This window comes from Sphingomonas kyeonggiensis (genome assembly GCF_014196745.1).
Taxonomy (GTDB): Bacteria; Pseudomonadota; Alphaproteobacteria; order Sphingomonadales; family Sphingomonadaceae; genus Sphingomonas; species Sphingomonas kyeonggiensis.
In genome coordinates this window covers 417,437-443,785 of the sequence record NZ_JACIEH010000001.1, presented here as the reverse complement: position 1 = coordinate 443,785, position 26,349 = coordinate 417,437, and the positions used below count along the sequence as shown (strand labels likewise).

General features: G+C 67.7%; 19 protein-coding genes. 7 read left to right on the top strand and 12 right to left on the bottom strand.

Annotated elements, in window-relative coordinates; genetic code table 11:
• Positions 1-194: 194 nt before the first annotated feature.
• Positions 195-1,343 carry an SET domain-containing protein gene (locus GGR46_RS02140; protein WP_183994131.1) on the top strand — a complete coding sequence of 383 codons (1,149 nt, stop codon included), beginning with the start codon at positions 195-197 and terminating at the stop codon, positions 1,341-1,343.
• Positions 1,344-1,437: 94 nt separating this feature from the next.
• Here the strand turns inward: GGR46_RS02140 and GGR46_RS02135 are convergent, their stop codons facing one another.
• Both GGR46_RS02135 and GGR46_RS02130 read right to left on the bottom strand, forming a co-directional pair.
• Positions 1,438-3,297: a CHASE4 domain-containing protein gene (locus GGR46_RS02135; protein WP_183994129.1), complete on the bottom strand. Its 1,860-nt coding sequence runs from the start codon at positions 3,295-3,297 to the stop codon at positions 1,438-1,440.
• Positions 3,297-5,189 carry a putative bifunctional diguanylate cyclase/phosphodiesterase gene (locus GGR46_RS02130; protein WP_183994127.1) on the bottom strand — a complete coding sequence of 631 codons (1,893 nt, stop codon included), beginning with the start codon at positions 5,187-5,189 and terminating at the stop codon, positions 3,297-3,299. The genes GGR46_RS02135 and GGR46_RS02130 overlap by 1 nt, the downstream gene beginning before the upstream one ends.
• Before the next feature lie 159 nt (positions 5,190-5,348).
• Between GGR46_RS02130 and GGR46_RS02125 the strand changes: the two genes are divergently transcribed.
• The 3 genes from GGR46_RS02125 to GGR46_RS02115 are packed head-to-tail and all read left to right on the top strand — an operon-like array spanning position 5,349 to position 8,749.
• Positions 5,349-6,218: an HpcH/HpaI aldolase/citrate lyase family protein gene (locus GGR46_RS02125; protein ID WP_183994125.1), complete on the top strand. Its 870-nt coding sequence runs from the start codon at positions 5,349-5,351 to the stop codon at positions 6,216-6,218.
• 39 nt (positions 6,219-6,257) lie between these two features.
• Positions 6,258-8,396 (top strand): PAS domain-containing sensor histidine kinase, encoded by a 2,139-nt coding sequence (locus GGR46_RS02120; protein ID WP_183994123.1) that lies wholly within the window; start codon positions 6,258-6,260, stop codon positions 8,394-8,396.
• Positions 8,393-8,749, top strand: a complete 357-nt coding sequence (locus GGR46_RS02115) for a response regulator (protein ID WP_183994121.1) — start codon at positions 8,393-8,395, stop codon at positions 8,747-8,749. Before GGR46_RS02120 ends, GGR46_RS02115 begins: the two co-directional genes overlap by 4 nt.
• A gap of 262 nt (positions 8,750-9,011) precedes the next feature.
• Here the strand turns inward: GGR46_RS02115 and GGR46_RS02110 are convergent, their stop codons facing one another.
• A complete protein-coding gene (locus GGR46_RS02110; RefSeq protein ID WP_183994119.1) occupies positions 9,012-16,559 on the bottom strand; it encodes a putative Ig domain-containing protein in 7,548 nt (2,515 codons plus the stop codon).
• Positions 16,560-16,942: 383 nt separating this feature from the next.
• On the opposite strand from GGR46_RS02110, the gene GGR46_RS02105 reads away from it, so the two are divergent.
• Positions 16,943-17,593 carry a phage tail protein gene (locus GGR46_RS02105; RefSeq protein WP_183994117.1) on the top strand — a complete coding sequence of 217 codons (651 nt, stop codon included), beginning with the start codon at positions 16,943-16,945 and terminating at the stop codon, positions 17,591-17,593.
• Between the two features lie 57 nt (positions 17,594-17,650).
• On the opposite strand, the gene GGR46_RS02100 is transcribed toward GGR46_RS02105, so the two are convergent.
• The gene (locus GGR46_RS02100; protein ID WP_183994115.1) at positions 17,651-17,941 is read right to left on the bottom strand and encodes a DUF6916 family protein; all 291 of its coding nucleotides are present in this window, start codon (positions 17,939-17,941) and stop codon (positions 17,651-17,653) included.
• Positions 17,942-18,050: 109 nt separating this feature from the next.
• Between GGR46_RS02100 and GGR46_RS02095 the strand changes: the two genes are divergently transcribed.
• The gene (locus GGR46_RS02095; RefSeq protein WP_183994113.1) at positions 18,051-18,608 is read left to right on the top strand and encodes a GNAT family N-acetyltransferase; all 558 of its coding nucleotides are present in this window, start codon (positions 18,051-18,053) and stop codon (positions 18,606-18,608) included.
• 4 nt (positions 18,609-18,612) lie between these two features.
• Here GGR46_RS02095 and glmS read toward each other — a convergent pair whose 3' ends face one another.
• Genes glmS through glmU form a run of 3 tightly spaced genes read right to left on the bottom strand, consistent with a single transcriptional unit; the run spans position 18,613 to position 22,229 of the window.
• Positions 18,613-20,436 (bottom strand): glutamine--fructose-6-phosphate transaminase (isomerizing), encoded by a 1,824-nt coding sequence (glmS, locus tag GGR46_RS02090; RefSeq protein WP_183994111.1) that lies wholly within the window; start codon positions 20,434-20,436, stop codon positions 18,613-18,615.
• 30 nt (positions 20,437-20,466) lie between these two features.
• Entirely contained in the window at positions 20,467-20,862 is a 396-nt protein-coding gene (locus GGR46_RS02085; RefSeq protein WP_183994109.1) for a hypothetical protein, read from the bottom strand.
• Between the two features lie 8 nt (positions 20,863-20,870).
• Positions 20,871-22,229 carry a bifunctional UDP-N-acetylglucosamine diphosphorylase/glucosamine-1-phosphate N-acetyltransferase GlmU gene (glmU, locus tag GGR46_RS02080; RefSeq protein WP_183994107.1) on the bottom strand — a complete coding sequence of 453 codons (1,359 nt, stop codon included), beginning with the start codon at positions 22,227-22,229 and terminating at the stop codon, positions 20,871-20,873.
• Between the two features lie 74 nt (positions 22,230-22,303).
• Between glmU and GGR46_RS02075 the strand changes: the two genes are divergently transcribed.
• The gene (locus tag GGR46_RS02075; protein ID WP_183994105.1) at positions 22,304-22,987 is read left to right on the top strand and encodes an HAD-IA family hydrolase; all 684 of its coding nucleotides are present in this window, start codon (positions 22,304-22,306) and stop codon (positions 22,985-22,987) included.
• A gap of 104 nt (positions 22,988-23,091) precedes the next feature.
• Here GGR46_RS02075 and GGR46_RS02070 read toward each other — a convergent pair whose 3' ends face one another.
• The 5 genes from GGR46_RS02070 to GGR46_RS02050 all read right to left on the bottom strand — a co-directional run bounded on the left by GGR46_RS02070 (position 23,092) and on the right by GGR46_RS02050 (position 26,179).
• Positions 23,092-23,457, bottom strand: coding sequence for a VOC family protein (locus GGR46_RS02070; protein WP_183994103.1), 366 nt, complete (start codon positions 23,455-23,457; stop codon positions 23,092-23,094).
• An 84-nt stretch (positions 23,458-23,541) separates the two neighbouring features.
• Positions 23,542-24,552 (bottom strand): nucleotidyltransferase domain-containing protein, encoded by a 1,011-nt coding sequence (locus tag GGR46_RS02065; RefSeq protein WP_183994101.1) that lies wholly within the window; start codon positions 24,550-24,552, stop codon positions 23,542-23,544.
• Complete coding sequence (locus GGR46_RS02060; protein ID WP_183994099.1) at positions 24,549-25,394, bottom strand: HprK-related kinase A; 846 nt, start codon at positions 25,392-25,394, stop codon at positions 24,549-24,551. The genes GGR46_RS02065 and GGR46_RS02060 overlap by 4 nt, the downstream gene beginning before the upstream one ends.
• The gene (locus tag GGR46_RS02055) at positions 25,391-25,663 is read right to left on the bottom strand and encodes an HPr-rel-A system PqqD family peptide chaperone (protein WP_183994097.1); all 273 of its coding nucleotides are present in this window, start codon (positions 25,661-25,663) and stop codon (positions 25,391-25,393) included. The genes GGR46_RS02060 and GGR46_RS02055 overlap by 4 nt, the downstream gene beginning before the upstream one ends.
• A 129-nt stretch (positions 25,664-25,792) precedes the next feature.
• Complete coding sequence (locus GGR46_RS02050) at positions 25,793-26,179, bottom strand: hypothetical protein (protein ID WP_183994095.1); 387 nt, start codon at positions 26,177-26,179, stop codon at positions 25,793-25,795.
• Between the last annotated feature and the right edge of the window lie 170 nt (positions 26,180-26,349).

The following is a 26,349-nucleotide window of genomic DNA, read 5'->3' as shown; positions in this document are numbered from 1 at the left end:
GGCGAAAGCCGGGATCTCGTGCGGCTCTTTCCCGCCTTCGCCTGAGATCCCGGCTTTCGCCGGGAGGACGGGTTTTGTGAGATTCCGCCCCTAAGTGACTCACGCTGACTCCCAGCGACTCGCGGAGTTACCGCGAGTCGCGCGTAGACGGCGAATCCTGGACATGGTAAATGCTCCGTTTGGGAGGGAGCGTTTTGACCGCCGATATCTGGTTCTTTCTGGCGATCGGATTCAGCTTTGCGGGCTATGCGACCTACCTGATCGGGCTGCGTCGCGAGCTGGTGGAGCCGAACCGTGCGTCCTGGCTGATCTGGAGCGCGGCGACCACGCTCGAGGCGCTGACCTATGCCGCGGTGAACCCCGGCGCGCCGCAGGGCTGGGTGTTCGCGCTCTCCTCGGTCGCCTGCATCCTGGTCACGCTCGGCATCTGGCGCCGCTCGTCCTGGGCCGCACCCTCGCCCACCGAGACCTTCTGCATCGCCGCCAGCCTTTCCGCGCTGATCCTGTGGCTCGCCTTTCGCGAGGCCTTCTGGGCGCACATGCTCGTCGTCCTCGCCGTGCCGGTGAGCTTCTGGCCGACCTGGGCGAGCGTATGGACCGATCGCAACCGTGAACGCTCACCGGCCTGGGGCCTGTGGACCTTCGGTGATCTCGCCACACTGCTGATCGCCGTCCGCGCGACCCAGCCGGGCGTCGCCGAGCTGGGCTATGTGATCGTCGAGTTCCTCTGCCATGCCAGCGTGTGGTTCCTGATCGGCCTGGCGACGATCAACCCGCTGCGCTCGTTCGGTACCCGCCGGGGCGGGCTGCTCTGGTTCGATCGCTACCGGCCTTCGAGCAATCTCTTCAAGGTGGGCGACAACCATCTGGGCAAGGCCGTCTATGCCGCGAGCGCCTTTGCCGAAGGCGACGTGCTGATCGAGTTCACCGGCCGCCGCTTCCGCGCCGATCAGATCCCGAGCCTGATGCGCGGCCGCGGAGACCGCTTCGTCCAGGTGACGCCCGATCATTATATGGGCCCGTCCGGCCGGATCGACGACCTGGTCAACCATAGCTGCGATCCCAATGCCGGGCTGCGCTTCACCGATACCGGCGTGTTCCTGGTCGCGGTGCGCACGATCCAGCCGGGCGAGGAGATCGCCTGGGACTATTCCACGACGCTGCGGGAATCGAACTGGCACATGATCTGCCAGTGCCGCTCGGAGGGTTGCCGCCGCGTGATCGGCAATTTCGACAGCCTCGATCCGGACCGCCAGGAATGGTTCCGGGCCAGGAACCTGGTCGCGCCGTATCTGCGCCGCAAGGACGAGGTGGCGGGCAAGCGGGTCGTGGGCGGGCGGTAAGCGCGTCCGAACCGGATGCGGTTCGGCCCCAATCGACGGAAAGCGGCATAGGCTCGCTTCTCCCTCTCCCCCTCAGGGGGGAGGGAGAACGCCGCTAGGCCGCGATCCCGCTCGGCTGGGCCAGCTGCGCCGCGCCCAGGGTCAGGATCGCCTTGGCGCCCGTGCCCTTGCCGTCGCTGATCAGCTCCAGCTTGCCTTCCATCGTCAGCATCGAATTGGCGCACCAGTGCAGCCCGAGCCCCCCGGACTTGTGCGCCCGGGTCGAGAAACCGCGCTGGAACAGCGTCGGCGCCACCGAAGGATCGAATCCCTCCCCATCGTCGCGAATATGGACTTCGGTGCTGTCGCCCTTGTCCCGGATCGTCACCGAAATCGAGCCGCTGCCGCGCCCGGTCGCCGCGATCGCCTCGGCGGCATTGGCGAAGAGGTTGCCGACCACCTGCGACAGGATCACCCGGTTGGCCATCACCCAATGCGCCTTGGACGGGAAGGTGAACGCGATCGAGGTCTCGCCCGAATAGCGCGCGATCGTGGCGTTCTGGGCGACGATGTCGGTGATGTCGCAGGCATCGAGCGGCGGGCGCTCGTGCGCGGCTTCCTGCTGCTGGCCGATGATCTCGAGGACATGGTGCAACGCCTGGCGACCGATGCCGATCTGTTCGCGGCGATCCGCCCGTTCCTGCTCGACGCTCTCGATCGCAGCGGCGAGGAAAGCGACCAGCTTCTGGCGGCGCACGGCGGGGACTTCCTCCCCGGCCAACTCGGAAAGCGCGCGGTCGAGCAAGGCACGATCCATCGGTGCACCGGCACCCAGCCCCTGGCTCAGCACGGTGCTGATCGGGTTCAGCGCGTTGCGGACATTGTGCATCACCGCCACCGCGCTCTCGCTGCGGCCCAGGGTGAAGCTCTGCACCTCGAGCTGCTCGCGCAGGTCCTTGAGCTGCTTGAGCATCGAATTGAAGCTGGTGACCAGGCTGCCGATCTCGTCGTCGCGCCGCTTGTCGGTGAGCAGGCCGAGCGTGCCCGAGGCACGGACCACGCCCATGTGACTCTCGACCCGCTTCAGCGGCGCGAGCACGAGCCGCGCGATCATCCGGCGCAGCACGAGCAGCACGATCGCCAACAGGATCGACGATCCGACCACGGCGAGCACCAGCATGCGGGTGCCCAGCGTCGAAAGGTCGCGCGGCACGGTATAGGTCGCGGTGGCCACCGGGCGTCCGTCCGGTCCGGGGATCGGCACGGCGATGCGCGTGCGGGTGGCACCGGGGGTCTTGGTGATCTCGGACACCGGATTGTCGAGCGGCAGGTTGACCTGGAGCTCGAGCAGCTTGCTGAGCTGCGCGGCGGTGACGGTGCGTGCCATCAGCACATAGCCGCGCGGATCGCCGCTGCCGTCGCTGCGGCGCACCTGGGCGATGCCCATGGCGACGAGCGTATCGCCCAGCCGCAGGAAGAAGCCGGTGGAGTTCTTCTCCTTCGACGCGGCCAGCACCTTCGCGAAATCGAGCCGCCCGATGGCATCGGTCAGCCGCGCGCGCATCGCCGGCACGTCGGTCTGCTTCTCCAGGTCGAGCCATCGCGCGATCACGATCGAGCGATCGGGCCGGACATAGGCCATGGCGTTGACGTCGAGATTGACCATGGCGAGCGTCGAGAAGCTCTCCTTCTCGAACGCGCGCGTCGGGTTGGCCATATAGTCGTAGGACGAGGTCCAGTCGCCATAGTCACGCACCGCCAGCTCGACCTTGGCCGAAACGTCGTGGACCACGGCCTGGGTGCGCGCGACATGCGCGTCGACCGCGTCGCGCTCCAGCCGGCTGAAGCTCGGCATGATGACGGTGGCGAGCATCACGGTGAGCGCGACCGCGCCGATCACGCCGACGCCGGTGAGGATCAGGACCAGTTTCGCGCCGAGCGAGGCCGGCGCCTTGAGGCGCCTGGTGAGGGCCATCAGCCGTGCGTCCCGTTGCCCAGCTCGAGCTCGGCCGGCTCTTCCCCGATATAGCCCCGGTTGGCGAGGACGAGCGCATCCTCGACGTCCATCGGGCGGGCGAGATAATAGCCTTGGAGATGGCTGCAGCCGGCTAGGCGGAGCGCCTGGAGCTGCGCTTCGGTCTCGACGCCCTCGGCGACCACTTCCATGCCCAGCGCGCGGCCGAGATGGATGATCGAATGGACGATCGCCGCGCTCTCACGCTCGCGGCCCATGCCGTCGACGAAGCTGCGATCGATCTTCAGGCAATCCAGCGCGAAGCGGCGGATATTGTAGAGGCTCGAATAGCCGGTGCCGAAATCGTCCAGCGCGATGCGGAAGCCCATCTGGCGCAGCTTGAACAGCGTCTCGGCAGCGCGCTCGACATCGTCGAAGATTGCCGTCTCGGTGATCTCGATCTGGAAGCGGCCCGGCTCGACGCCGGCATTGGCGACACGCTCCATCACATGCGCCACGAAATTGTGGCGGCGGAACTGGCGCGGCGAGAAGTTCACCGAGACATACTGCCCCGGCCAGGTCTTGAGCGTCTCGACCGCGCGGTCGATCACCCAGTCGCCCAGCTCGTGGATCAGGTTCGATTCCTCGGCGATCGGGATGAACATGCCCGGCGAGACCATGCCGTATTCGGGGCTGCACCAGCGGATCAGCGCCTCGAAGCCGGTGATCTCGAGCTGGTCGCGGGCGACGATCGGCTGGAAGACCAGCTTGAGCTCGCCCTTGGCGATCGCTTCGGACAGGCCACCCTCGATCTGGCGGCGGAAGCGGATCGACTCGTCCATCACTTCATCGAACAGGCGGACGATTCCGCGACCGCCATGCTTGGCTTCGTTGAGTGCCAGGTCGGCGCGGCGCATCACGTCGATCGGATCGTGGATCGTGCCCGGCTGGACGACCATCAGGCCGACCGAGGCACCGCCCTGGACCGAATGGCCGAACACCTTGAAGCTGATCGATACCGCCTTGAGCATCCGCTCGGCGGCCATCTCGGCCTCGTCCTCGCTGGTAACAGGATAGAGCATCGCGAACTCGTCGCCGCCCAGGCGGGCGACAAAGCCTTCGGCGGGTATATTGTCCTGGAGAATCTCGCAGACCATGCGGATCAACTCGTCACCGGCGAGATGGCCAAGCGTGTCGTTGACGATCTTGAACCGGTCGAGGTCCATCATCGCCATGGCGAAGCAGCGGTCGCCCTTCACGGCCTTGCCCAGCATGTGGAGGAAGGCGAGACGATTGGGCGCGTCGGTCAGCGAATCATGGTTGGCGATATGGACGGCGCGCGATTCATTGGCGGCCAGCTCGAGCTTCTGCTCCTCGAGCAGCGCGATGGCGCTGCGCAGCTTGGCATCGGCTTCCCAACGATGGGCAAGCGCGGTCGCGGTCTGCAGCACCTCTTCGGCCTGGAAGGGCTTGGCAATGTAGAAGATCTTGTCCGCCGGCCCGGCGGCGCGGCTGATGTCGAGGGGCGAAAAGTCCGAATAGCCGGTGACGATGACCAGGTTGATGTCAGGATCGAGCGCACGGATGCGGCGGGCCGTTTCCTTGCCGTCGATACCCGGCGGCATGCGCACGTCGATGAAGGCGACGGCGAAGCGCGCGCCAGTCTCGATCGAATCCTGAAGCGCCTCGACTGCGTCCAGGCCCTGGTTGAAATGCGCGCAGTCGAACTCGATCAGGTCACCAGCGGACGCCTTGGTTACCGGCTCTTCATCGCCGAACAGCTCGGCTGCCATGGCATTGAGCGCGCTGGCATTGCCGGCGCTCCGGGCCCCGAACACCTGGCGATACGACTCGTGCATCGCCGGTTCGTCGTCCACGATCAAAATGCGCACTTGCGAAATCCCCTCGCTCATTCCTTCAAACGAGGTAAGCGGACAGCGTTAAGGAGGGGTAAAATCGCGGGAGCGCCCAGGGGAAAAGCGCACAGAGAGGGTTAAGACCCCGGCCATGATCTGCGTTGGTTTACCCGCCCGCCGCCACGCGATAGCAATGCCCGCACAACAGGAGGATGCATGACCGACCCGCTGGCCGCCCGATCGCTGCTGTTCGCGCCCGGGGATTCCGAGCGCAAGCTCGCCAAGGCGGGCGCGAGCGAGGCCGATCTGGTGCTGCTCGACCTGGAAGATGCGGTGGCCGAGGCCAACAAGGCCGCCGCCCGCGCGCTGGTCGCCGAGCATCTCAAGACCGGCACGCGTGCCCAGCCGCATTGGGTGCGGATCAACCCGCTCGACACGCCGCACGCGCTTGCCGATCTCGCCGCTATCGTGCCCGGCCGGCCCGACGGGATCATGCTGCCCAAGGCGACCCGCGCCGAGGCGGAGCTGCTTCACCATTACCTGACCGCGCTCGAGGCGGCGCATGGCCTGCCTCAGGGCGGAATCCGCACGATCGTGGTGGCGACCGAGACTGCGCAGGCGATCTTCGGACTCGGCAACTATGCCGGCTGCCCGCGCCTCGCTGCGTTGACCTGGGGTGCGGAGGACAGCGCGACGGCGCTGGGGGCGACGCACAATCGCGACGAGAGCGGGGAGTATGACTTCCCCTATCAGGTGTTCCGCGCCCTTGCCCTTGCCGGGGCGGCGGCGGCGGGGGTCACGCCGATCGAGACGATCCATGGCGACTTCCGCGATCTCGATGGACTGGAGAAGGTCGCAACCAGGGCGCGCCGCGCGGGTTTCCGCGGGATGCTCGCGATCCATCCGGACCAGGTTGCCGTCATCAACCGCGCCTTTTCGCCCTCCACTGCCGAGATCGAGCGCGCCGAGCGGATCGTCGCCGCCTTCGATGGAGCACCGGGGGTGGGCACGATCGGCCTGGACGGCGAGATGCTCGACATGCCGCACCTCAAGCGCGCGCAGGCCGTGCTGGCGATGCGGCGGTGACAAGGCTATGAAATTCCGGATGTATTCCAGCGGGACCCGATGATCGAAACGCCGGCCGAACCCCTTCCGGTTGGCGAGGACGAGTTCCGCCTGATCGCGGACAGCGCCCCCGTCGCGGTATGGGTCACCCGCCTCGACCGCAAACGCAGCTTCGTCAACCGCGCCTATGTCGAGTTCCTCGGCGTCTCCTATGAGGAAGCCCTGGAGTTCGACTGGCGGCGGATCATCCACCCGGAAGACGCCGCGCGGGTTCTGGAAGCCTCGATCGCCGGTGAGGCCAGCCTGGGGACCTTCGCGCTGGAGGGGCGCTACCGCAACGCCGCCGGCGCATGGCGCTGGCTGCACTCCACCTCACAGCCCCGGCGCGACGCGCAGGGCCGGCATATCGGCTTCATCGGCGTCGCGCATGACGTGACCGAGGCCAAGACTGCCGAACTCGCCCTTCGGGAACGCGAGGCGCAGCTTTCCGCCTTCATCAACCAGACCACCGCCGGCTTCGGCCAGGTCGACCTGGAAGGCCGCTTCACGCTGGTCAACGACCGGTTCTGCGAAATCGCCGGCTGGAGCCGCGAGGAACTGCTCGGCATGACCATGCAGCAGATCACGCATCCCGATGACCTTGCCCGCAACCAGCCCCTGTTCGCCCGGGCGGTGCGCGACGGCACGCCCTATACCCACGAGAAGCGCTATATCCGCAAGGACGGCCGGATCGTCTGGGTGAACAATTCGGTGGCGGTGATCCGCCGGCCCAGCGGCGAGCCCTTCGGCGTGCTGGCGGTGGCGCTCGACGTCACCCAGCGGCGCGAGGACGAGGAGTCGCTGCGCAAGAACGAGGAGACGCTGCGCCTCGTCACCGAGACCGCCGGCATGGCCACCTGGGAAGCCGATCTGGAGACGCTCGAGGGCGAATGGTCGCCCAACCGCTTCGACCTGCTCGGCATGCCGCGGCGGCCCGACAGCCGCGGCACCTTCGAGGAGTGGATCGCGCGGGTCCATCCCGAGGACCGCCAGATGGCCCGCGCCGCGGCGGAGCGCTGCTTCACCAGGGGCATTCCTTACACGATCGAGTATCGGATCTGCCGCGCGGACGACAATAGCGAGCGCTGGCTGCAGAGCCATGGCAACCGGATCGACTATGGCGATAGCCGGCCGAGCCGCTTCGTCGGCGTCTCGTTCGACATCACCGGCCGCAAGCGCGCCGAAGAGGAATTGCGCGAGAGCGAGATCCGCTTCCGGACGATCTTCGAACAGGCCAACGACTTCCTGATCACCACCACGCTCGACAACCGCGTGACCTCGGTGAACCCCGCCGTGATCGCCGCGCTCGGCTATGCGGAGGACGAACTGATCGGCCACTCGATCCGCGAGTTCATGGACGAGGACCAGTTCGCGATCAGCATGGACGCTTTCAACCGCAAGCTCGTCCATGGCGGCTCGACGCGGCTGACCGTGAAGCTGCGAGCCAAGGACGGGCGCGAGCTGATCTGGGAGGTCAATTCGCGGCTCAGCCTCGACGAGCAGGGCCGGCCGGTGGCGCTGCACGCGATCGGCCGCGACATGACCGAGGCCAAGCGGGCCGAAGCGCATCTCCGCCTGCTGATCGACGAGCTCAACCACCGGGTGAAGAACACGCTGGCGATCGTCCAGGGGATCGCCCAGCAGAGCTTCAAGGACGACGTCCCGCCCCGCCAGGCCCGCGCCGCGTTCGAGGGACGGCTGGCCGCGCTCTCCGAGGCGCACAACCTGCTCACCCGCGAGCATTGGGGGCTCGTCTCGATGCACCAGATCATCGCGGACGCGCTGCGCCCGCACGGCGATGCCGGCCGCTTCACCCTCGACGGGCCCGACCTGATGATCCTCCCCAAGACCGCAATCAGCCTGGCGCTGGCGGTGCATGAGCTGGCGACCAACGCCGTCAAGCACGGCGCGCTGTCGCGGCCCGAGGGGCGGATCGCAGTGCACTGGCAACGCATCCGCGCGGGCTCGCCTGCCCGGCTCGCCCTTCGCTGGGAGGAGAGCGGCGGACCGCCGGTGCAGGAGCCGACCCGGCGCGGCTTCGGCACCCGGATGATCGAGCGCGGGCTGGCCGCCGAGCTGGGCGGCAGCGTGAAGATCGAGTTCCGTCCCGAGGGCCTGGTCTGCACCGTGGACGCGCCGCTGCCCGAGGGCGCCGAATGAGCGGGTTCGAGGGCCTGCGCGTGCTCGTCGTCGAGGACGAGCCGGTGGTCGCCATGTATCTCGAGGACCTGCTCGACGCGCTGGGCTGCGAGACGATCGGCCCCGCCAGCCGGCTGGCGGACGGGCTGGAGCTGGCCGAACAGGGCATGTTCGACGTGGCGATCCTCGACATCAACCTGGGCGGCGAGCGCAGCACACCGATCGCCGAGGCCTTGCGCGCCCGTGGCCTGCCCTTCGCCTTTGCCAGCGGCTATGGGGTCCCGCCCGAGGGCTTCGGGGCCGAGGTGCCGATGATCGAGAAGCCCTATCGCGAGGCCCAGGTGGCCGGGGCGCTCGGCCGGCTGCTGGCCTGAGGGCGAACCTTCAAAGATCGCGAAGGTCGTACACGCTACGCATCTGAGTTCGCGTAATATTCTTACGCGGACGGGATCCTATTTTTCCTACCGAAGTCAAAGAGCGGCCGGCCTGCAAACCGGCTCGCTCAAGCAATCATGCGAAATCCTACATTGCAAACCGCCGGATCGCGCCTTCGCAGGAGATCCCGGCTTCCGCCCGGATGTGGCGAGCGTGGACAGGCCCGGGGCGGCGTTGCCGCCGTCCCGGGCCCTCCCCCTCTTAGAAGCGCTTCGACAGGCGGATCTGGAGCGTCCCTGCCTTCTCGCCCTGGCCCGCGCGCAGGCCGGTCTCGAAGTCGAACGACCAACCACTGCTCAGGATGTCGAACCGGGTGCCGATGCTCAGCTGGAGCTGATCACGCTTCCAGTTCCTGCCTGCCAGATCGTAGATCGCGGCGCCCGGGATATCGGCATAGTCGAGCCACTGGGCATCGAGATCGGCGAACTCGTGGTTCCACTCGACCCGGATACGCGGGGTGACCGAACCGAAGCCCGTCTTCTGGCGATATTCGAAGCGACCGCCGACCGTACCGGTGACCGAGCGGACCTGGCGTGCATCGAAGCGCAGATTGTAGCGCCCGGCCCCGCTCTCGGCATAGGCGTCGAGATCGGCGTCGAGATACTCGCCCCGGCCGTAGATCGACCATTGCAGCGGGCCGCTGGAACGATCGACGCCCAGGGAGATCGCCGCGACGGTGTAGCTGCCGTCCCGGCTGCCGCGCGCCGTCGCGTTCACCGCCGCGGCAATGCGCCGGGTGGTGAAATCGAGCTGGCCGCGGCCGAGCATGCCGTCGATGAACGTCCCGCCGACAGGCTGGAGGCTGGCATAGGCGGCATAGAGCGTGCTGGTGCCACGCACCTGCGCCGCCGTGCCGATCCGGCTCAGATCATTGCCATAGCCGCCGCCCACACCGACCAGTACGCCTTCGGCGAGCTTGATGTCGGCGCCGGCGCTGAGGCCCGCGGTGGTGGCGGAGATCTTGCTGCGATCGGTGCGCTTGTCCTGCGTGCCGATGTCGATCGCGCCGCCGGCCCAGGTGGCCAGCGAGCCGACCCGGCGATTGCCGTCCTCGTCCACGCTGCCCGAGCCGCCCGAGCCCGGCGCCGCCGCGCTGGCATTGCCGCGGTCACGGGCACCGACACTCCCGGTCCCGCCGGTCGCGGCGACCGACCGGCCATAGCCGAGCTGGTCCGCCCGCGAGAGCGGCGACCGCGGATCGTTCACGACCTGGCCGAGCGCCGGATCCTCGCCCGAGACGCGCATGCGCTCGGTGATCGCGAGGCCCCAGTTCCTGTCGTCGGGCCGCTCGCGTACCGCCATGCCGTCACGCGAACCGAGGGTCACGCCCATGGCGAGGCCGGTGGTGCCACCGCCATTATGGAGCTGCTCGGTACGCCGCATGAAGTTCGACACCTGCGCGCGGGCGAAGCGGCGTGCCGTCTCGGCCTGGGCATCGCTGATCGCCGCCACGTCCGGATCATTGCGCGGATCCGGGCGTGCCTGGACCGTGACCGTGACCGTCGACGGCGCCGAGACACCATAGGTGTTGCTCAGCGCATAGGTGACCACGATCGTCCCGCCGAAGCGGTTGTTCGGCGTCACATCGAGGCGATAGGCGCCGCTGCCCGCTGCGACGACCGCAGTGGTCGCGGCATTCGCAGGCAGCATGCTCACCACCGTCGCGCCCGTGAACGGCCCGCGCTGCGCGCCGTCGGTGAGCATCACCGAGACCAGCTGGCCGTCGCCCGCCGTCGCCGTCTTGGGCGTGGCGACCGGCACCTGACCGACCACCGTGACCGTCACCGTGCCCGGTGCGGAGCTGCCACCCGGGCCGACCGCGACATAGGTGAAGCTATCGGCACCGGCATAGTTGGGCGTCGGCGTGTAGGTGGCGATGTAGGGCGAGACCGGCGCCGCGGCGACGGGGTTGAGGCTGGGCCCTGCCCCGCCGCTCAGCGTGACGGTGCCGTGCGCCGGCTGGCCGGCGATCTGGATCGAGTCATAGACCCCGGTGACCAGCGCGGAGAGATTGATCTGGACGCTGGTACCCGTCGTCGTGGTGCTGCCTGCGACGGTGGAGTTGCCCGGCGCCGCATTGGGCGGCGGCGGCGGCACCACGGTCAGGCTCACCGTCGCCGGCGCCGAAGTGCCGCCGTCGTTGGTTGCCGTATAGGTGAAGCTGTCTGCGCCGTGATAGCCGGTCGCGGGCGTATAGCTGAAGGTCAGCCCGCTGACCGTCACGGTGCCGTGCGTCGGCGCCGTGACGACGGCAACGCTGGTCGCGGTGCCCCCGCCGAGCGTCGGCGTGATCACATTGGCGCTGGACCCGTAAGCCACATTGGCAGTCGCGGCATTGGCGACCGGCACGACCGGGGTCGCGATGACCAGGGTATAGGCGACCGAGCCGGTATAGGGACCGGCACCGGTCGAGCTGTCCTGCGCGGAGACCGTGAAGTTGAACGTGCCGTGCACGGTCGGCGTGCCGGACAGCAGGCCGGCGGCGGTCAGGGTGACACCCGCCGGCAGCGTGCCCGTGCTGGTGAAGGTGTAGCCGGCCGTGCCGCCCGACGCGGTCAGCGCCTGGCTATAGGCTACGCCCATCTGCCCGTTGGGCAGGGTCGTGGGCGTGACCGCCACCGTCGGCGCGCCGATGGTCAGCGTATAGGCCTGGGTGACCGCATAGGGCGCCCCGGTGCCGGTCGAGCTGTCGGTCACCTTGATCGTGAAGTTGAACGGACCACCCGCGGTTGGCGTGCCGGCGATCGCGCCGGTGGCCGCGTTCAGGGTGATGCCTGCCGGCAACGCGCCGGCACTGACTTCGAAATGATAGGGCGCCGTGCCGCCGCTGGCCGAGACCGAGGCGGTATAGGCAACACCGATCGCCCCATTGGTGAGGGTGGCAGGGCTGAGCACCAGCGTCGGCCCGCCGACGATGAGCGTATAGCTCTGCGTGCCGCTATAGGGCGCGCCGGTACCGGTCGACTGGTCGGTCGCCTTCACGGTGAAGGTGAAGCTGCCCGACTGGGTCGGCGTGCCCGAAAGCGTTCCGTTCGTCGCCAGCGTGATCCCCGCCGGCAGCGTATCAGTAGTCGTGAAGCTGTAGGTGCCGGTGCCGCCCGTGGCGGTGATCGCCTTGGTATAGGCGGCGCCCACCGTTGCATTGGTCAGCGTGGCGGGGGCCAGCGTGATGGCCGGCGGGTTGACCGTGAGGCCGAGCGTGCGGTTGCCGCTGAACGGCCCGGATCCGCCCGAGCTGTCGGTCGCCGTCACCGTCAAGGTGAAGCTGCCGCCCTCGGTCGGCGTGCCGGAAAGGACGCCGGCGGTCGACAGGGTGAGCCCGGCCGGCAGCGTGCCCGTTACGCTGTAGTGATAGGGCCCAGTTCCGCCGCTTGCCGCGAGCGTCTGGCTATAGGCGCCCGCGACGGTCGCGGCAGGCAGAGTCGTGGTGTCGACCGTGATCGTCGGGGTGCCGATGACCAGGCTATAAGCCTGGCTGCCCTTGAACGGAGCCCCGGTGCCGGTCGTGCTGTCGGTGGCGTCGACCGTGAAGGCGAAGGTACCCGCACTGGTCGGCGTGCCCGCCAGGACACCGCCGGTCGACAGGGTGACGCCCACCGGGAGGGTGCTCCCGGCCGCCAGGGTGAAGCTATAGCCCGAGGTGCCGCCCGATGCGGTCAGCGTCTGGCTATAGGCCGAGCCGGGCATGCCGGCAGGCACCGTCGCCGGGGTGATCGTGATCGTCGGCTGATCGATCGTGACCGAATAATTCTGGGTGGTCGAGAAGGGTGCGCCCGCTCCGGTCGAGCTGTCGGTCGCACGGATCGTGAAGTTGAACACCCCCGCGGCGGTCGGCGTGCCGGAAATCGCGCCGGTGCTCGCATTCAGGGTGAGGCCCACGGGAAGCGTCGTCCCGGCGTCCAGCGTGTAGCTATAGGGCGTGGTGCCGCCCGTCGCGTTCACGGTCTCCGAATAGCTTACGCCGGCCTTGCCGTTGGGCAGGCTCGCCGGCGACAGCACCAGCGTGGCCGCACTGACGGTGAAGTTATAGTTGCTGCCCACAGCGAAGGGCGAACCAGCCCCGGTGGTGGTGTCGCGTGCGATGACCGTGAAGTTGAACGTGCCGGTGGCCGTCGGCGTGCCCGACAGCGTGCCGTCGGTGGCCAGGGTCATGCCGGGCGGGAGCGTGCCGGTCTTGCTGTAGGTGTAGGGCGCGGTGCCGCCACCGGCAACGAAATTGCCGGTATAGGCCTGGCCCACGGTCGCCGCGAGCGTCGGCGGGGTGAGCGTGAAGTTCGGCGGCAGCACGTCCACGCCGGTATAGGCGCGGGCGCCGCTATAGGGCGCGCCGGTGCCGGTCGAGCTGTCGGTCGCGGTGATCGTGAAGTTGAAGCTGTTCGACTCCGTGGCAGTGCCCGAGAGCACGCCGCTCGGCGAGAGCGTCCAGCCCGCCGGCAGCGGGCCGGTCGTGGAGAAGGTATAGCTGCCATTGCCGCCCGACGCGGTGATCGTCTGGCTATAGGCCGTGCCCGCCCGCCCGTTCGGCAGGCTGGCCGGGTTCACCGTGATCGTGGCCGCGCCGACGGTGAAGGAATAGGTGTGCGTCACGGTGAACGGCGCGCCGGTGCCGGTAGAATTGTCGGTCGCGGTGACGTCGAAGCTGAAGCTGCCGCCCTGGCTCGGCGTGCCGGAGATCGTGCCGGTGGACGACAGGGTGAGGCCCGCCGGGAGGGTCGTCCCGTTCGCCAGCGCGAAGCTGTAGGGCGCGGTGCCCCCCGATGCGGACAGCGTCGCGGTATAGGCGACGCCCGCGGTCGGGTTGGCCGGATTGGCCGGGTTCAGAACGATCGTCGGCGCTGCGATGGTGATCTGATAGGCCGCCGAGCCGCTATAGGGTGCGGCCGCACCGGTCGAGCTGTCCCTCGCCGTAACGGTGAAGTTATAGATGCCGGCTCCGGTGGGCGTTCCGGTGATGACACCAGCGCTGCTCATGGAGAGGCCCGGCGGCAAGGAGCCGGAGGTCACCTGCAGGTCATAGGGCGCGATGCCGCCACTGGCGTTGATCGTGTCGTTGTAGCTGGCTGCGATCGTGCCGGTCGCCAGCGTGGCCGGCGCGAGGATGATCACCGGGCTGGCGATCTGCAGGGTGTAGCTCTGCAGCCGCACGAGCGGGCCGCCGCTGCCGGCAGCCGTGCTGTCGGTCACGGTGATGTCGAAGCTGTACGAACCGACGCCCGTCGGCGTGCCCGAGAGCACACCACCGACGAAGGTCAGGCCCGGCGGCAGCGTGCCGGTCGCGTTGAAGCTATAGGGTCCGGTGCCGCCGCCGGCCGTGAAGCTCTGGGAGTAGCTGGCGCCGGAAGTGCCGCCCGGCAGCGCGCCCGCCGCGGGCGAGAAGCTGACCGGCGCGACATAGTCGAAGCTGGTCGTCGCGGTGCCACCCGGCGTCGTCACTGCGACGACCACCGCGCCTGCAACGTGCGCCGGCGTGACGAAGTCGAGGCTGGTCCCGACATTGTTGCTGGACGGCACGCCGGTGCCATCGACCGTGACGGTCGCGCCGGTCAGGTTGGTACCGTTGATCGTGACCGAGGTGCCGCCCGCGGTCGGGCCGCCGCTGCGCGAGAGCGAGCTGATCGTCGGCGCGGGCGTCGCACGGGTGAGCGTGATGACATAGTCCAGGACGGTCACGCCGTCCTGCGCCGTGACATGCGTCGTGATCGTGTTGGTGCCCACAACCAGGTTGATCGGCGCCGAGGGACTGCCCGAGGTGACGCCCGTGGTGTTGACCGTCACGGTGGCGTTCGCCTGGCTCACCGTCGGCGTCACGGTGACCGAGGTCACCCCGCTGGCGACACTGGCGGTATAGCTGGTGGTGCCGGCAGCGAAGCCCGGCGTCAGCGACACGACCGCGGCGCCATTGTTGACCACCAGGTTCGACAGGTCGGCATTGTTCGACAGGATGCTGAAGCCGATCGGCCGGTTGGTCGCGGTGAAGGCCGGGTTCGACTGGTCGGTGACGTTCACGCTGAAGTTGACCGTGCCTCCCGAAGGCGGCGTGCCGGTGAGCGTGCAATCGGAATTGACCGTGAGCCAGGCCGGCGGCGCCGTCGCGCCGGGCGCGCAGGTCCGCGTGCCGAGGCCACCCGACGTCGTGATGGAATAGCCGCTGAGCGGAGCGCCCGCCGCGGCGCCGCTGCCCGTCAGGCTGGCGGTGAGTACCGGATCGGCGACCGTGACGGTCACCGTCGCCGGCGAGGCCGACACGGTCGTGCCGTCCGACGCGACCGCGCGATAGGTGAAGCTGTCCGTCCCGTGATAGCCGGCGGTCGGCGTGTAGACGAGCGTCTTGCCCGCCGCGTTCGCGCCGACTGCCACGTCGAGCGTGCCGTGCGCCGGGTTGCTCGCCGGGCTGACGAAGCTGGCATTGGCGATCGAGGCGGTGAGGTCGATGCTGGTGGGCACTGCCGGCGAGCCGGTGCTGTAGGCGGCGTTCGCGCTCGCGTTCGACGCGGTGGGCGCCGGTGACACCACGGTGATCGTGCCGGTCGTGCCGTTGATCGAGCCGGTCACGGTATCGGTGGCGGTGATGGTCTGCGCGCCGACCGTGTTGAGCGTGGCCGAGAAGGTGCCCGTGCCACTGGCCAGCGTGGTGTTGGCGGGGAGCACCGCGGCACCATCGGTCGAAGTGAAGTGCACCGTGCCCGAATAGCCCGGCGTGTTGTTGCCCGCCGCATCCTTCGCCGTCACGCTCAGCGTGTTGAACGCAGCTCCCTGCGTCGCCGTGGAGGGCGCCGTTACCGTGAACTGCGTCGTCGCGCCGGGGGTGATGTTGAAGGTACCGCTGGTGGCGCTGGTCAGGCCGCTCGAGATGGCGCTCAACGTATAGTTGGTGCCGGTCTTGTTGATGCTGATCCCGTTGAAGGTCGCCACGCCGTTGACGGCGTTGACCGTGGCGGTGCCGGCGAGCGCGCCCGAACCCGGATTGGTGCCGATGGCGATCGTGACGGCAGCGGTGCTGTTGGTCAGCACGCCCGACGCGTCGAGGATCCGCACGGTGGGCGAAGGATTGATCGCGACATTCGAGACGGTGTTCGAGGGCTGGGTGCCGAAGGCGAGCTGGCTCGCGGGCCCGGCGCCCGGGGTGCAGGTTACAGTGATGGTCGAAAGCCCGGCACCCACCCCCGGATAGTTGTTCGTGGAGAGCTTCGAACGGATTTCCAGCGTCGTGGTGTTGGCGAGTATCGTGTACTCTTCTTCCTTGCTGACATTGTTGAATTCGCCGTTCGGCTGCCCCGCCCTCGTCGGAACGCTCAGGACCGGATCCGACGAGCTGGGCTTTATCAATGCCCAGCCCAGCATGTTCGTCCCGAGGACGACCTTCACCTTGATCTTGTCCCCTGCCGTGAAGGACAGGTTCGACAAGGTGTACATGTACAGCTCGTCGGAAGAATTTCCGGTGAAGGCAGCCGAACCGGAAGCCGGAGGCGTCACGTTGACGTCGTTGCCGCTCGTATCGATGGCGCCGCTCCAGGTAACGGCCCCCGCATTCAGGGCGTCGCATCCGGTGGAGGCCCAGGCGGCAGGCGTAGCCGCGATGCCGAACAGCGAAGCCGCGATCGACACCCGCCCGAAGAACTTGACCGCGCGGCGCGGGGCGCTGCTGCGGATATCGGGAACGGAAGACCTGCCCAGACGCACGAGCTTCTTCGCCAGCAGCACCAAAGAACCGCTAGCGGCACGCATGGGCGAGCCAAATATCGACGTCATTCCAGTATCCCCCAGGCGAATCCGCTTTTGAGGGATTCGCGCGGAGATCAATATAAGCGCGCAAAAAACCTGCACGCAAATGGAAATACATTCCGGAAATATAGAAGATCAGACATTACGGCCATTTACGGGACAATTGACTTCAAAACGGATTGAATCTTAAACCGAACTTAATGCAAATTTGGTCCATTATGGTTTAAATTCCCGTCGCAAATGACCCCTACAATCTTTGCAAATCATGACACCGCACGGATTTCGAAGCGATCCGACTTGCCAATCCCAATAAAAGGAACATTACTGCGCGCCGGCCGCTTGCGTGGCGGGGCCAATGCCTGTGACCGACCTAATTCCGCCCGCGCATCATTACCTACCGGGAGGGGTTCATGGAATATTACATGGGGCAGATCATGCAGGTCGGCTTCAGCTTCGCACCGCGTGGCTGGATGACCTGTCAGGGCCAGATTCTGGCGATCTCGCAGAACACGGCACTGTTCTCGCTGCTCGGCACCACCTATGGCGGCAACGGCCAGACCACCTTCGGGCTTCCCAATGCGCAGGGCCGCGCGTTCATCGGCGTGGGCCAGGGCCCCGGCCTGCCGCTCTACACCCAGGGCGAGATGGCCGGCACGCCGTCCGTCACGCTCACGACGGCGCAGATGCCCATGCACACCCATGGCGCGACGTTCACGCCGACCACCAGCACGCCCATCCAGGTGACGCCGCAGCTGCAGGCCACCGTCCTCGGGCGCGGCGGCGGCGCGAGCGAAACCGCAGCGCCGGCAGCCTCGTCGACGCTGGGCACCGTTGCGGACACGTCCTCCGTCGGCTCGACGCCGGTCTTCTACGTCCCGGCCGGGACCACCGGCACCGCGGTGAACCTGGGCGGCATCAGCGCCACGGCGACCGGCGGCCTGACGAACGGCAACGTGACGGTGGCGGTTGCCGGTGGCAGCCAGCCCTTCTCGATCATGCAGCCCTATCTGGCGGTGGTGACCTGCATCAGCACGTCGGGCGTCTTCCCGTCGCGCAACTGATCGCAGCAACGAACCCGGGATCGCACTACGGCGCGATCCCGGGTCTCGTGCCCGGGATCAGGTGAATACCGCCTCATAGTGGCGAAGCTTCGCCGAGGGCATCAGCTGGGTGATGTGGATCTCGTGCGGACCACCCTTCCCGCAATCGAACTGATAGCTGGTGTCGAGCAGGAAGACGTTGATCGGCGATTCGAAATACAGCGAGAAGGGCTCGCGCGTATCGATCCCGATGAGCGGCGCGTGACGCTGGATCCGCTCGAGCTTGATCTCCACCGGTGCGGGAAGCGTGTTGACGCGCACCTGACGACCGACCCAGGGCTCGAAATCTTCCGCCTTGAGCAATTGCATGATCTATTCCCCTCCCAGCCCGGCCAAGATGCGGACCTATCGTCACTTTCTTGCAGCCGGTGCCACCATGGGCAAGATGCGGATACCCCCGCTTTGAAGCAGTAATCGGATGCTCGCCTCGCTCCCGCCCTTCCCCCGCCCTCGCGGCACACTGCTCGACGATGCCCCGCTGCACGCGCACGGCATCCGCCTGCGCCGCGCCGAACATGCCGACCTTCCCGCCCTCGCCCACATCCATGGCCGGTGGCGCCAGAAGGACCTGCTGCTCGCGCCCTGGAGCGCCGCGCAGAAACAGGCGTTCGTCGACGACCAGTTCCGGCTGCAGCACAGCCATTATGTGCAACACCGGGCCAGGGCCGATTTCTGCGTGATCGTGCCCGCAGAAGGGAGTGGCCTGCTGGGCAAGCTCTATCTCGACCGGTCGTCACGCGAATGGCGGATCGTCGACCTGCTCCTCGACAGCGAAGCGCGCGGCCGCGGTCTGGGATCGGCACTGATCGGCTGGATCCAGCAAGCGGCGCGCGATGCCCGGGCGACGGGCGTGTCACTGCAGGTGGGGATCAACAATCCCCAGGCACAGGCGCTCTATCGCCGGCAGGGGTTCGAGCCCCTGCCCGGCGACGACGGCATGAACGTGACTTTCCTCTGGACCGCCGCGCCGCGCTGAGGCGCTATTCGACGGTGACCGACTTGGCGAGGTTGCGCGGCTGATCGACGTCGGTGCCCTTGGCCACTGCCACGTGATAGGCGAGCAGTTGCACCGGCACCGCATAGACGAGCGGCGCGATCAGCGGGTGGACCTTGGGCATGGTGATCGTCGCCACCGTGCCCTCGCCCGCCGCTTCGATCCCGTCATAGTCCGAGATCAGGATCACCTTGCCGCCGCGCGCCTGCACTTCCTGCATGTTCGACACGGTCTTCTCGAAGAGCGGACCCGAGGGGGCGATCACGATCACCGGCACGGCATCGTCGATCAGCGCGATCGGGCCGTGCTTCATCTCGCCAGCGGCATAGCCTTCGGCGTGGATATAGCTGATTTCCTTGAGCTTCAGCGCGCCTTCCAGCGCCAGCGGATAATCGGTGCCGCGGCCGAGATAGAGCACGTCGCGGGCAGCGGCGACGACGTGCGCCATCGCCTGGATCGCCTCGTCATAGGCCAGCGCGCCGTTGAGCGCAGCGGGCGCCTCGGCGAGATGCTTGACCAGCGCCTTCTCCTCGGCCTCGGACAGCCGCCCCTTCGCCTTGGCGAGATTGGCGGCGAGCGCGGCGAGCACCGCGAGCTGGCAGGTGAAGGCCTTGGTCGAGGCGACGCCGATCTCCGGCCCCGCGTGCGTCGGCAGCAGCAGGTCCGCCTCGCGCGCCATCGAGCTGGTGGGAACATTGACCACCGCGGCGATCTTCTGGCCCTCGCTACGGGCATGGCGCAGCGCGGCGAGCGTATCGGCGGTCTCGCCCGACTGGCTGATGACGATCATCAGACCGCCTTCCTCCATCACCGGCGCGCGGTAGCGGAACTCGCTGGCGACATCGAGGTCGACCGGCACGCGGGCGAACTGCTCGAACCAGTATTTGGCGACCATGCCGGCATAGAAGCTGGTGCCGCAGGCGACGATGGTGACGCGCTTGATCGCCGAAAGGTCGAAGTCCGGGATCGGCAGGGTGACCTGCTCTTCCATGCGCTGGAGATAGGAGCGCAGCGTCTGGGCGACGACGATCGGCTGCTCGTAGATCTCCTTGAGCATGTAGTGGCGGTGGTTGCCCTTGGAGACGAGATCGCCGGTGACCCCCGAGATGGTGATCGTGCGCTCGACGGGATTGTTGTCCTTGTCGAAGATCTGGGCGCCGTCGCGGGTGATGACGACCCAGTCGCCTTCCTCGAGATAGGCGATGCGCTGGGTGAGCGGGGCCAGTGCCAGCGCATCCGAGCCCAGATAGGTCTCGCCCTCACCATAGCCGACGACCAGCGGCGAGCCGAGGCGCGCGCCGACGAGCAGGTCCGGATGCTGGCGGAACAGGATGGCGAGCGCGAAGGCGCCGTGCAGGCGCGGCAGCACTTCGGCGACGGCTTCGGCCGGTGCCATGCCGGCTTCGACCTTCTCGCTGACCAGGTGCGCGACGACTTCGGTGTCGGTCTCGCTCTCGAACTTGCGGCCACGGGCGATCAACTCGTCGCGCAGCGCCTTGAAATTCTCGATGATGCCGTTGTGGACCAGCGCGACTTCGCCGGTGGCATGCGGGTGGGCATTGTTGGTGGTTGGGCCGCCATGAGTCGCCCAGCGGGTGTGCGCGATGCCGGTGGTGCCGGGCAGCGGATTGGCCGCCAGCTCCTTGCCGAGATTGACCAGCTTGCCCGAGGCGCGACGGCGCTCGATCCGGCCCTCTACATCGGTGGCGATGCCGGCGGAATCATAGCCACGATATTCGAGGCGCTTGAGCCCGTCGTACAGCCGCTCCGCGACGTCTTCCTTGCCGACGATTCCGACGATTCCGCACATGCTCTGGGTGTTCCTGCCTAAGCCCGGCGATCAGCCGAGGATTTCGATCTGGTCCGCCGTGTCGACGGCGATGCGAGTCTGGAAATGGGAGCCGGTGGGCACGCGACGGGCGATGCCCTTCACGCGGATGCGCTTGCCCTTGAGCATATCCTCGGCATGGCCGCCGAGCTTGTCCTTGAGCGCGTTGCGCCCCGTGGTGTTCAGCACGATCGAGAGGTTGCCGGGATCGCGATAATCGGCGGCCGAGTTGAGATAGGCGTTGAAGCCGCCCGCACCGGTGGAAGCGACGACGAACTCGAACGTGCCTTCCACTTCGCCGGTCTTCGAGGCGGCGACCGCCGCGATCGCCTGCGCAGGATTCATCGGCGCGGTCTGCGCGAAGGCAGGCACCGCGACGGCCAGGGCGAGAGCGGAAATCACGGTCATCATTCGCATCACTTCTTCGCCGCCTCCTTCTTCGCCTTCATCTTCTCGCGGAACGTCCGCGCCCAGCCCGGCTTCACCTGCTGCTCGGCCCGCACGATCCCCAGCGCATCGCTCTCGACATCGCGGGTCACCACCGATCCGGCGGCGACGATCGCGCCGTCGCCGATGGTGACGGGCGCCACGAGCGCGCTGTTGCTACCTACAAAAGCGCCGTTACCGATCGCTGTCCGGTACTTTAAGAAACCGTCATAATTGCAGGTGATCGTGCCCGCACCGATATTGGCCCCCGCCCCGACAGTGGCATCGCCGATATAGCTGAGGTGGTTGACCTTGGCGCCGGGGCCGATCGCGGCCTTCTTGATCTCGACGAAATTGCCGACCTTGGCGCCCTGCTCGATCCTGGCGCCGGGACGCAGGCGCGCATAGGGGCCGATATCGGCACCCGAGAGGATCTCGGCGCCCTCGATATGGCTGAAGGCGTGGATGACGACGCGGTCGGCCACGGTGACGCCGGGGCCGAACACCACGTTCGGCTCGATCGTGACGTCGCGGCCGACCACCGTGTCATGGGCGAACCACACCGTCTCCGGCGCGACCAGGGTGGCGCCCTCGACCATCGCGCGGGTGCGCCGGCGCTGCTGCCATTCCTGCTCGAGACCGGCCAGCTCGCCGCGGCTGTTGACCCCGGCGACCTCGATCGCGTCGGTCTCGATGCCGACCGAGAAGCGGCCATCCGCCCGGGCCAGCTCGACCAGGTCGGTCAGGTAATATTCGCCGGCGGCGTTGTCGTTCCCCAGCTGGGCGAGCAGGCGGAACAGGTCTGCCGAGCGGACCGCCATCAGGCCGGAATTGCAGAGGGTTACCGCCCGCTCCTCCGGCGTCGCGTCCTTGTATTCGACGATCTTGTCCAGCCGGCCGTCGGGGCCGACGATCACCCGGCCATAGGCGCCGGGATCGGCCGGGCGGAAGCCGAGCACCACCACGCTGGGATCGCCCGCGCCGTGCAGCGCGTCGAGCATCCGGCGCATCGTCTCGGCGGTGACCAGCGGCACGTCGCCATAGAGGATGAGGACATCGCCCTGGAAATCGGCCAGCGCCGCCTCCGCCATGCGCACGGCATGGCCGGTGCCGAGCTGCTCGGCCTGCTCGGCGGTCTCGACCCCCAGGGGATGCACCGCCGCCTCGACCTGCTCCTTGCCCGCGCCGACCACCACGACCTCGCGCTCGGCGCCCAGCGCCTTCACGCTGTCGATCAGGTGGAGCAGCATCGGCCGGCCGGCGATGGGATGGAGGACCTTGTGGGTATCGGACTTCATCCGCGTGCCCTTGCCGGCCGCGAGGATGATTGCTGCGATCGGTGCCGTCATTTTCCCTCCGTTGGCCAGTCCCCTGCCACGTTAGTCTTGCCAATTCCATAGGCCTGCTGGCAGGCAGCACCGCGATGGCTGATTTCCCTTTCGATATCGTCGGATTCGACCTCGACGGCACCCTGCTCGACACCAGCGCGGACCTGCTCGGCGCCACCAACCACGCGCTCGACCTGGCCGGGCGGCCGCGGCTGGAGATGGCGGCGGTGATGACCATGGTGGGGCGCGGCGCCAAGCACATGCTGGAGCAGGCGCTGGAGGCATCGGGCGGCTATGACGAAGCGCTGATGGCGCGGCTCTATCCGGCGCTGCTCGAATGGTATCGCGACCATGTTTCCGACCATTCGAAGCCCTTCCCCGGCATGATCGAGGCGCTGGACGCGCTGGCAGCCAGGGGCGTGACGCTGGCGATCGTCACCAACAAGTTCGAATATCTGGCCGTGAAGCTGATCGAGGAGCTGGGGCTTTCCGCGCGCTTCGCCACCATCATCGGCGGCGACACGATGGGCAAGGGCAATGCCAAGCCCTCCGCCCTGCCGATCCAGGAGATGATCCGGCGCTGCGGCGGGGGGCGGACCGCGTTCGTCGGCGATTCGATCTACGACACGCTGGCGGCGAAGAACGCCGGGGTGCCGAGCGTCGCGGTGAGCTTCGGCTTCCTCTCCCAGCCGATCGAGGAACTGGGCGCCGATGCGGTGATCGACAGCTATGCCGAGCTGGTGCCGGTGCTGGAGCGGCTGGGGGTGCCGGCGGTTTAGCGCTTATCCGTCATTCCCGCACAGGCGGGGATCCAGAGCCAAGCAGGACTGGCCGGGCAGAGAAACCCTCGATCCCCGCCTGCGCGGGGATGACGGGTTGAGAACTAATCCCGATTCTTCAGCTGGTGGAGCAGCACGGCATTGCCTTCGCTGTCCTGGATCACGCGCATCCGGCAGACTGGCGAGTGGATCAGGTCGGTCTTGAAGGTGACGCCCTTGGCTTCGAGATCGGCGCAGAGCGCGTCGAGATCCTCGACTTCGAAGGCGATGGTGCCGCCGGCGTCCGAGGCGGGCTTGTCGCCGGTGACCGTGGTGATCGCGAAGCAGCCGCCGCCCGGCAGATCATATTCCACCCAGGGAATGCCATATTCCGCACTGGCGGCTGGCAGGCCGAGCGTCTGCTCGTAAAAAGCCCGGGCGCGGTCCAGGTCGATGACCGGATACAGGGTGAAAGCAACCTTGCGGAACATCCGATCTCTCCCGTTGAACGCCGCGCAGGATAGGTACCGATCCCCTACAAGGCAAGCATTTGTTCTCTATTTGTTTCAACGCCTTCAGCCGACGGGCCGATAGCCCTTGCGGTATTTGGTCCAGAGGTGGCGGGCAAGCATCAGCGGCGGCATGCGGAGCCAGTGGCTGCGGACATAGAAGCCCAGCCGGGTGAGCCTGCGCCCCTGCCGCCCCCAGCCATCCCGTGCGGTGAGGCGGCGGAGATAGAGGTGGTCGAGCAGCCTGAGCCCCTGCCATTCGAAGGGGACTTCGGTGCCGTACAGGGCGTGGCTGAGGCGCCCGGCGCGGGCCATTTCCGCCCCCAGCCCGTGATGGCGGGCGCGCTCGGCCAGGCCCATCGTGCCTTCGTCCTGCACCAGACAGTGAAAGTCCCAAAGATTGCGCATACCGCCGGCCAGGTCCCCGTCCGCCAAGAGATGGGCGACCGCGTGCACCAGACGATCTGTCCGCGAAAGTGTGCACAGACCGTTTCCGAGCGGCTCGCTGTCGGCGAGCAGCGCCCTGGCGTCTGGACGGATTCGAGCTGTGAGGGGCAATATGGTATGGTGGACGTCGATCATCCGGTCCCGCTCGCGATGGATGAGCGGCGGCAGCTCGTGCATCCAGCGGCGATAATAGGCGTCGTCATAGGGATCGGGCTTCACCCATTCCCAGCCCGCGGCGAGCAGCGCGGCCTCGACTTCGTCCATCCGTTCACGGGGCACGAGGATGTCGAGATCGCCGATGTTGCGCCCCAGGCTGGGCGAGAGCCCGGCGGCGGCGAAGGCGGTGCCCTTGAGCAGCACCACCGGCACGCCGAGCGGCGCCAGGGCCCGCCTGGCCATCTCCGCCTCCCACAGCGCGGCGAGGCGGAGATGGCCGGCCGAGGCGATCGCGTCGTCGACCAGGCGCTGGACGGTCGGGTCGAGATCGAGGCCGTTCAGACGGTGGGCGAGCGTTCCCGCCATCTGCTCCGCCCGCGCGACGGCGAACAACTCCGTCCACTGGCGGGCCGAGAAATGCTCGGTCCGAGCGGGATCGCGCAACACCGCGGCGAGGCGCCAGCCGGGGGTCATGCCAGCGCCTCGACCAGGGCGATGCCACCATCCGTGTCCGGATAGTCTATCGCACGTGCCGGAACGGACTGGACGAGTCTGGTCAGCGCATCGAAGCCGCGCTCGGCGAGATGGACGTAATTGGTCGAGCTTTGCGTGAGGCGGACAAAGGCCTCGCTGGGCGGCACCGGGCGCTCGGCGGCATCGAAACCGAAGCGCGGGAAGAGCAGCAGCGCGGGCTCGGCCGGTTCCGCCATTTTCCGGATCGCGCGAAGATCGGGGACCAGGTGTCTGATGTCGCCCTTGGGCGTGCCGGCGAGCAGCGGACCGAAACGGCCGTCGGGGACTGCCGCCTGGGCAACCGCGATCGCCTGGTTCTTGAGGCTGATCAGTCGGGGAAAGGCATGGGCCAGGCCGGTGGCGGGATCGATCAGGACGAACTCGTCGCCCATCAGCCGCCAGCCCCTGGCCATCAGCAGCGCCGCGAGAGTGGATTTGCCGGCGCCGGAGATGCCGGTCATCAGCACCGCCTTCCCGTCCCTTTCGACCGCGGATGCGTGCAGCAGCAGATAGCGGCGCTGGGCGAGCGCCATCTGCAGGTTCATCCCCATCTCGGCGGCGAGCAGGCCCTGGGCGAGCGGCAGCGGGGCGGCGTCGGGGATGGTATAGTCGCCGCCGATCATCACCGAGGGACGGAGGATCTTCCGCCAGGGCCGCGCGGCGAAGAGGTGGACGTTGAAGTCCGGGATGCCCGGCTTGGGATAGTCGCGATAGAGGTCCTCGAGCTGGGCGATGGGCGCGCGCCAGTCGCTGCCGATGCGGAAGCCGACCGGACCGATGGTGAGATGGGTGACGTGCCTCACAGCCGCTCGACCAGGCCGGCCTCGACCAGCTCGTCGAGGCGGATGGCGAGGGCCGCGGGATCGGCGTCGAGCAGGTCGTAGCTATCGCTGAGGCGCGTGAGGAGCTGGTCGACGGTGAGATCGTCGCGGTCGAGCGCTTCGAGCATCTCGGGCACCGGCGCATCGACGACATGGGTGACGCCCGAGGCGCGGTGATAGACCAGGGTGAGCGCGTCGAGGGGGACGATGCGGAGGGTTTCCGGCGCGGCGGCGCGGTAAAGGGCCGTCATTTCAGGCCCCCTTCGTCATCCCGGCCGTCATCCCGGCGAAAGCCGGGGTCTCGTGCGGTTCTTGTCCCGCGCCTTCGCCTGAGATCCCGGCTTTCGCCGGGATGACGGTTATGGCGAACGGTCACGGCCTCAGCCGCGCGGCATCTGCAGCGAGGCGAAGCAGGTGAAGCCGCTGGTGCCCGACTGGAGGCGGCGGATGTAGTTGGTGTAGGCTCGGCTCTGTTCGTAGGTGGTGCCGGGCAGCGTGCCGCCGTTGAGGGCGTTCTTGACGTCCTGCGCCTTGAACGGGGTGCCAGCCGCGGGGAAGGCGCCCGGGGTGCCGGCGGGCACGAGCTTACCATCGGCCGCGACATATTGGCCGGCACGGCCCGGATCGGGGACCGGGATCTCGCAATTCATCACCGAGGCATTGGTCTGCGCCAGCGCCGGGCGGATCGAGACGATCGCCGACGCACCCGCCGCGCCCAGCATCAGCGCACGACGGCTAGCCTTCGGAACCTGATCTTCGTCTGCCATGACGCATTGTCCTGCGCCCTGCCCTCTTTCGCAATCGTAAATCGACGGTGCCTCTCGTCCCAAAAACCGTCATCCCCGCGAAGGCGAGGATCCAGGATGACAGCGCGAAGGCCTTCGTGACTCTGGATCCCCGCCTTCGCCGGGATGACGAGGAAGAGAGCGGGGATGAC

What these genes read in the sequence shown, in the direction of transcription:
- GGR46_RS02120 (WP_183994123.1), top strand. Translation starts at nt 6,258, where the DNA reads ATGATCGAAACGCCGGCCGAACCCCTTCCGGTTGGCGAGGACGAGTTC.
- GGR46_RS02115 (WP_183994121.1), top strand. Translation starts at nt 8,393, where the DNA reads ATGAGCGGGTTCGAGGGCCTGCGCGTGCTCGTCGTCGAGGACGAGCCG.
- GGR46_RS02055 (WP_183994097.1), bottom strand. Translation starts at nt 25,663, where the DNA reads ATGACGGCCCTTTACCGCGCCGCCGCGCCGGAAACCCTCCGCATCGTC.
- glmS (WP_183994111.1), bottom strand. Translation starts at nt 20,436, where the DNA reads ATGTGCGGAATCGTCGGAATCGTCGGCAAGGAAGACGTCGCGGAGCGG.
- GGR46_RS02050 (WP_183994095.1), bottom strand. Translation starts at nt 26,179, where the DNA reads ATGGCAGACGAAGATCAGGTTCCGAAGGCTAGCCGTCGTGCGCTGATG.
- GGR46_RS02075 (WP_183994105.1), top strand. Translation starts at nt 22,304, where the DNA reads ATGGCTGATTTCCCTTTCGATATCGTCGGATTCGACCTCGACGGCACC.
- GGR46_RS02070 (WP_183994103.1), bottom strand. Translation starts at nt 23,457, where the DNA reads ATGTTCCGCAAGGTTGCTTTCACCCTGTATCCGGTCATCGACCTGGAC.
- GGR46_RS02135 (WP_183994129.1), bottom strand. Translation starts at nt 3,297, where the DNA reads ATGGCCCTCACCAGGCGCCTCAAGGCGCCGGCCTCGCTCGGCGCGAAA.
- glmU (WP_183994107.1), bottom strand. Translation starts at nt 22,229, where the DNA reads ATGACGGCACCGATCGCAGCAATCATCCTCGCGGCCGGCAAGGGCACG.
- GGR46_RS02095 (WP_183994113.1), top strand. Translation starts at nt 18,051, where the DNA reads ATGCTCGCCTCGCTCCCGCCCTTCCCCCGCCCTCGCGGCACACTGCTC.
- GGR46_RS02125 (WP_183994125.1), top strand. Translation starts at nt 5,349, where the DNA reads ATGACCGACCCGCTGGCCGCCCGATCGCTGCTGTTCGCGCCCGGGGAT.
- GGR46_RS02065 (WP_183994101.1), bottom strand. Translation starts at nt 24,552, where the DNA reads ATGACCCCCGGCTGGCGCCTCGCCGCGGTGTTGCGCGATCCCGCTCGG.
- GGR46_RS02105 (WP_183994117.1), top strand. Translation starts at nt 16,943, where the DNA reads ATGGAATATTACATGGGGCAGATCATGCAGGTCGGCTTCAGCTTCGCA.
- GGR46_RS02110 (WP_183994119.1), bottom strand. Translation starts at nt 16,559, where the DNA reads ATGACGTCGATATTTGGCTCGCCCATGCGTGCCGCTAGCGGTTCTTTG.
- GGR46_RS02130 (WP_183994127.1), bottom strand. Translation starts at nt 5,189, where the DNA reads ATGAGCGAGGGGATTTCGCAAGTGCGCATTTTGATCGTGGACGACGAA.
- GGR46_RS02100 (WP_183994115.1), bottom strand. Translation starts at nt 17,941, where the DNA reads ATGCAATTGCTCAAGGCGGAAGATTTCGAGCCCTGGGTCGGTCGTCAG.
- GGR46_RS02085 (WP_183994109.1), bottom strand. Translation starts at nt 20,862, where the DNA reads ATGACCGTGATTTCCGCTCTCGCCCTGGCCGTCGCGGTGCCTGCCTTC.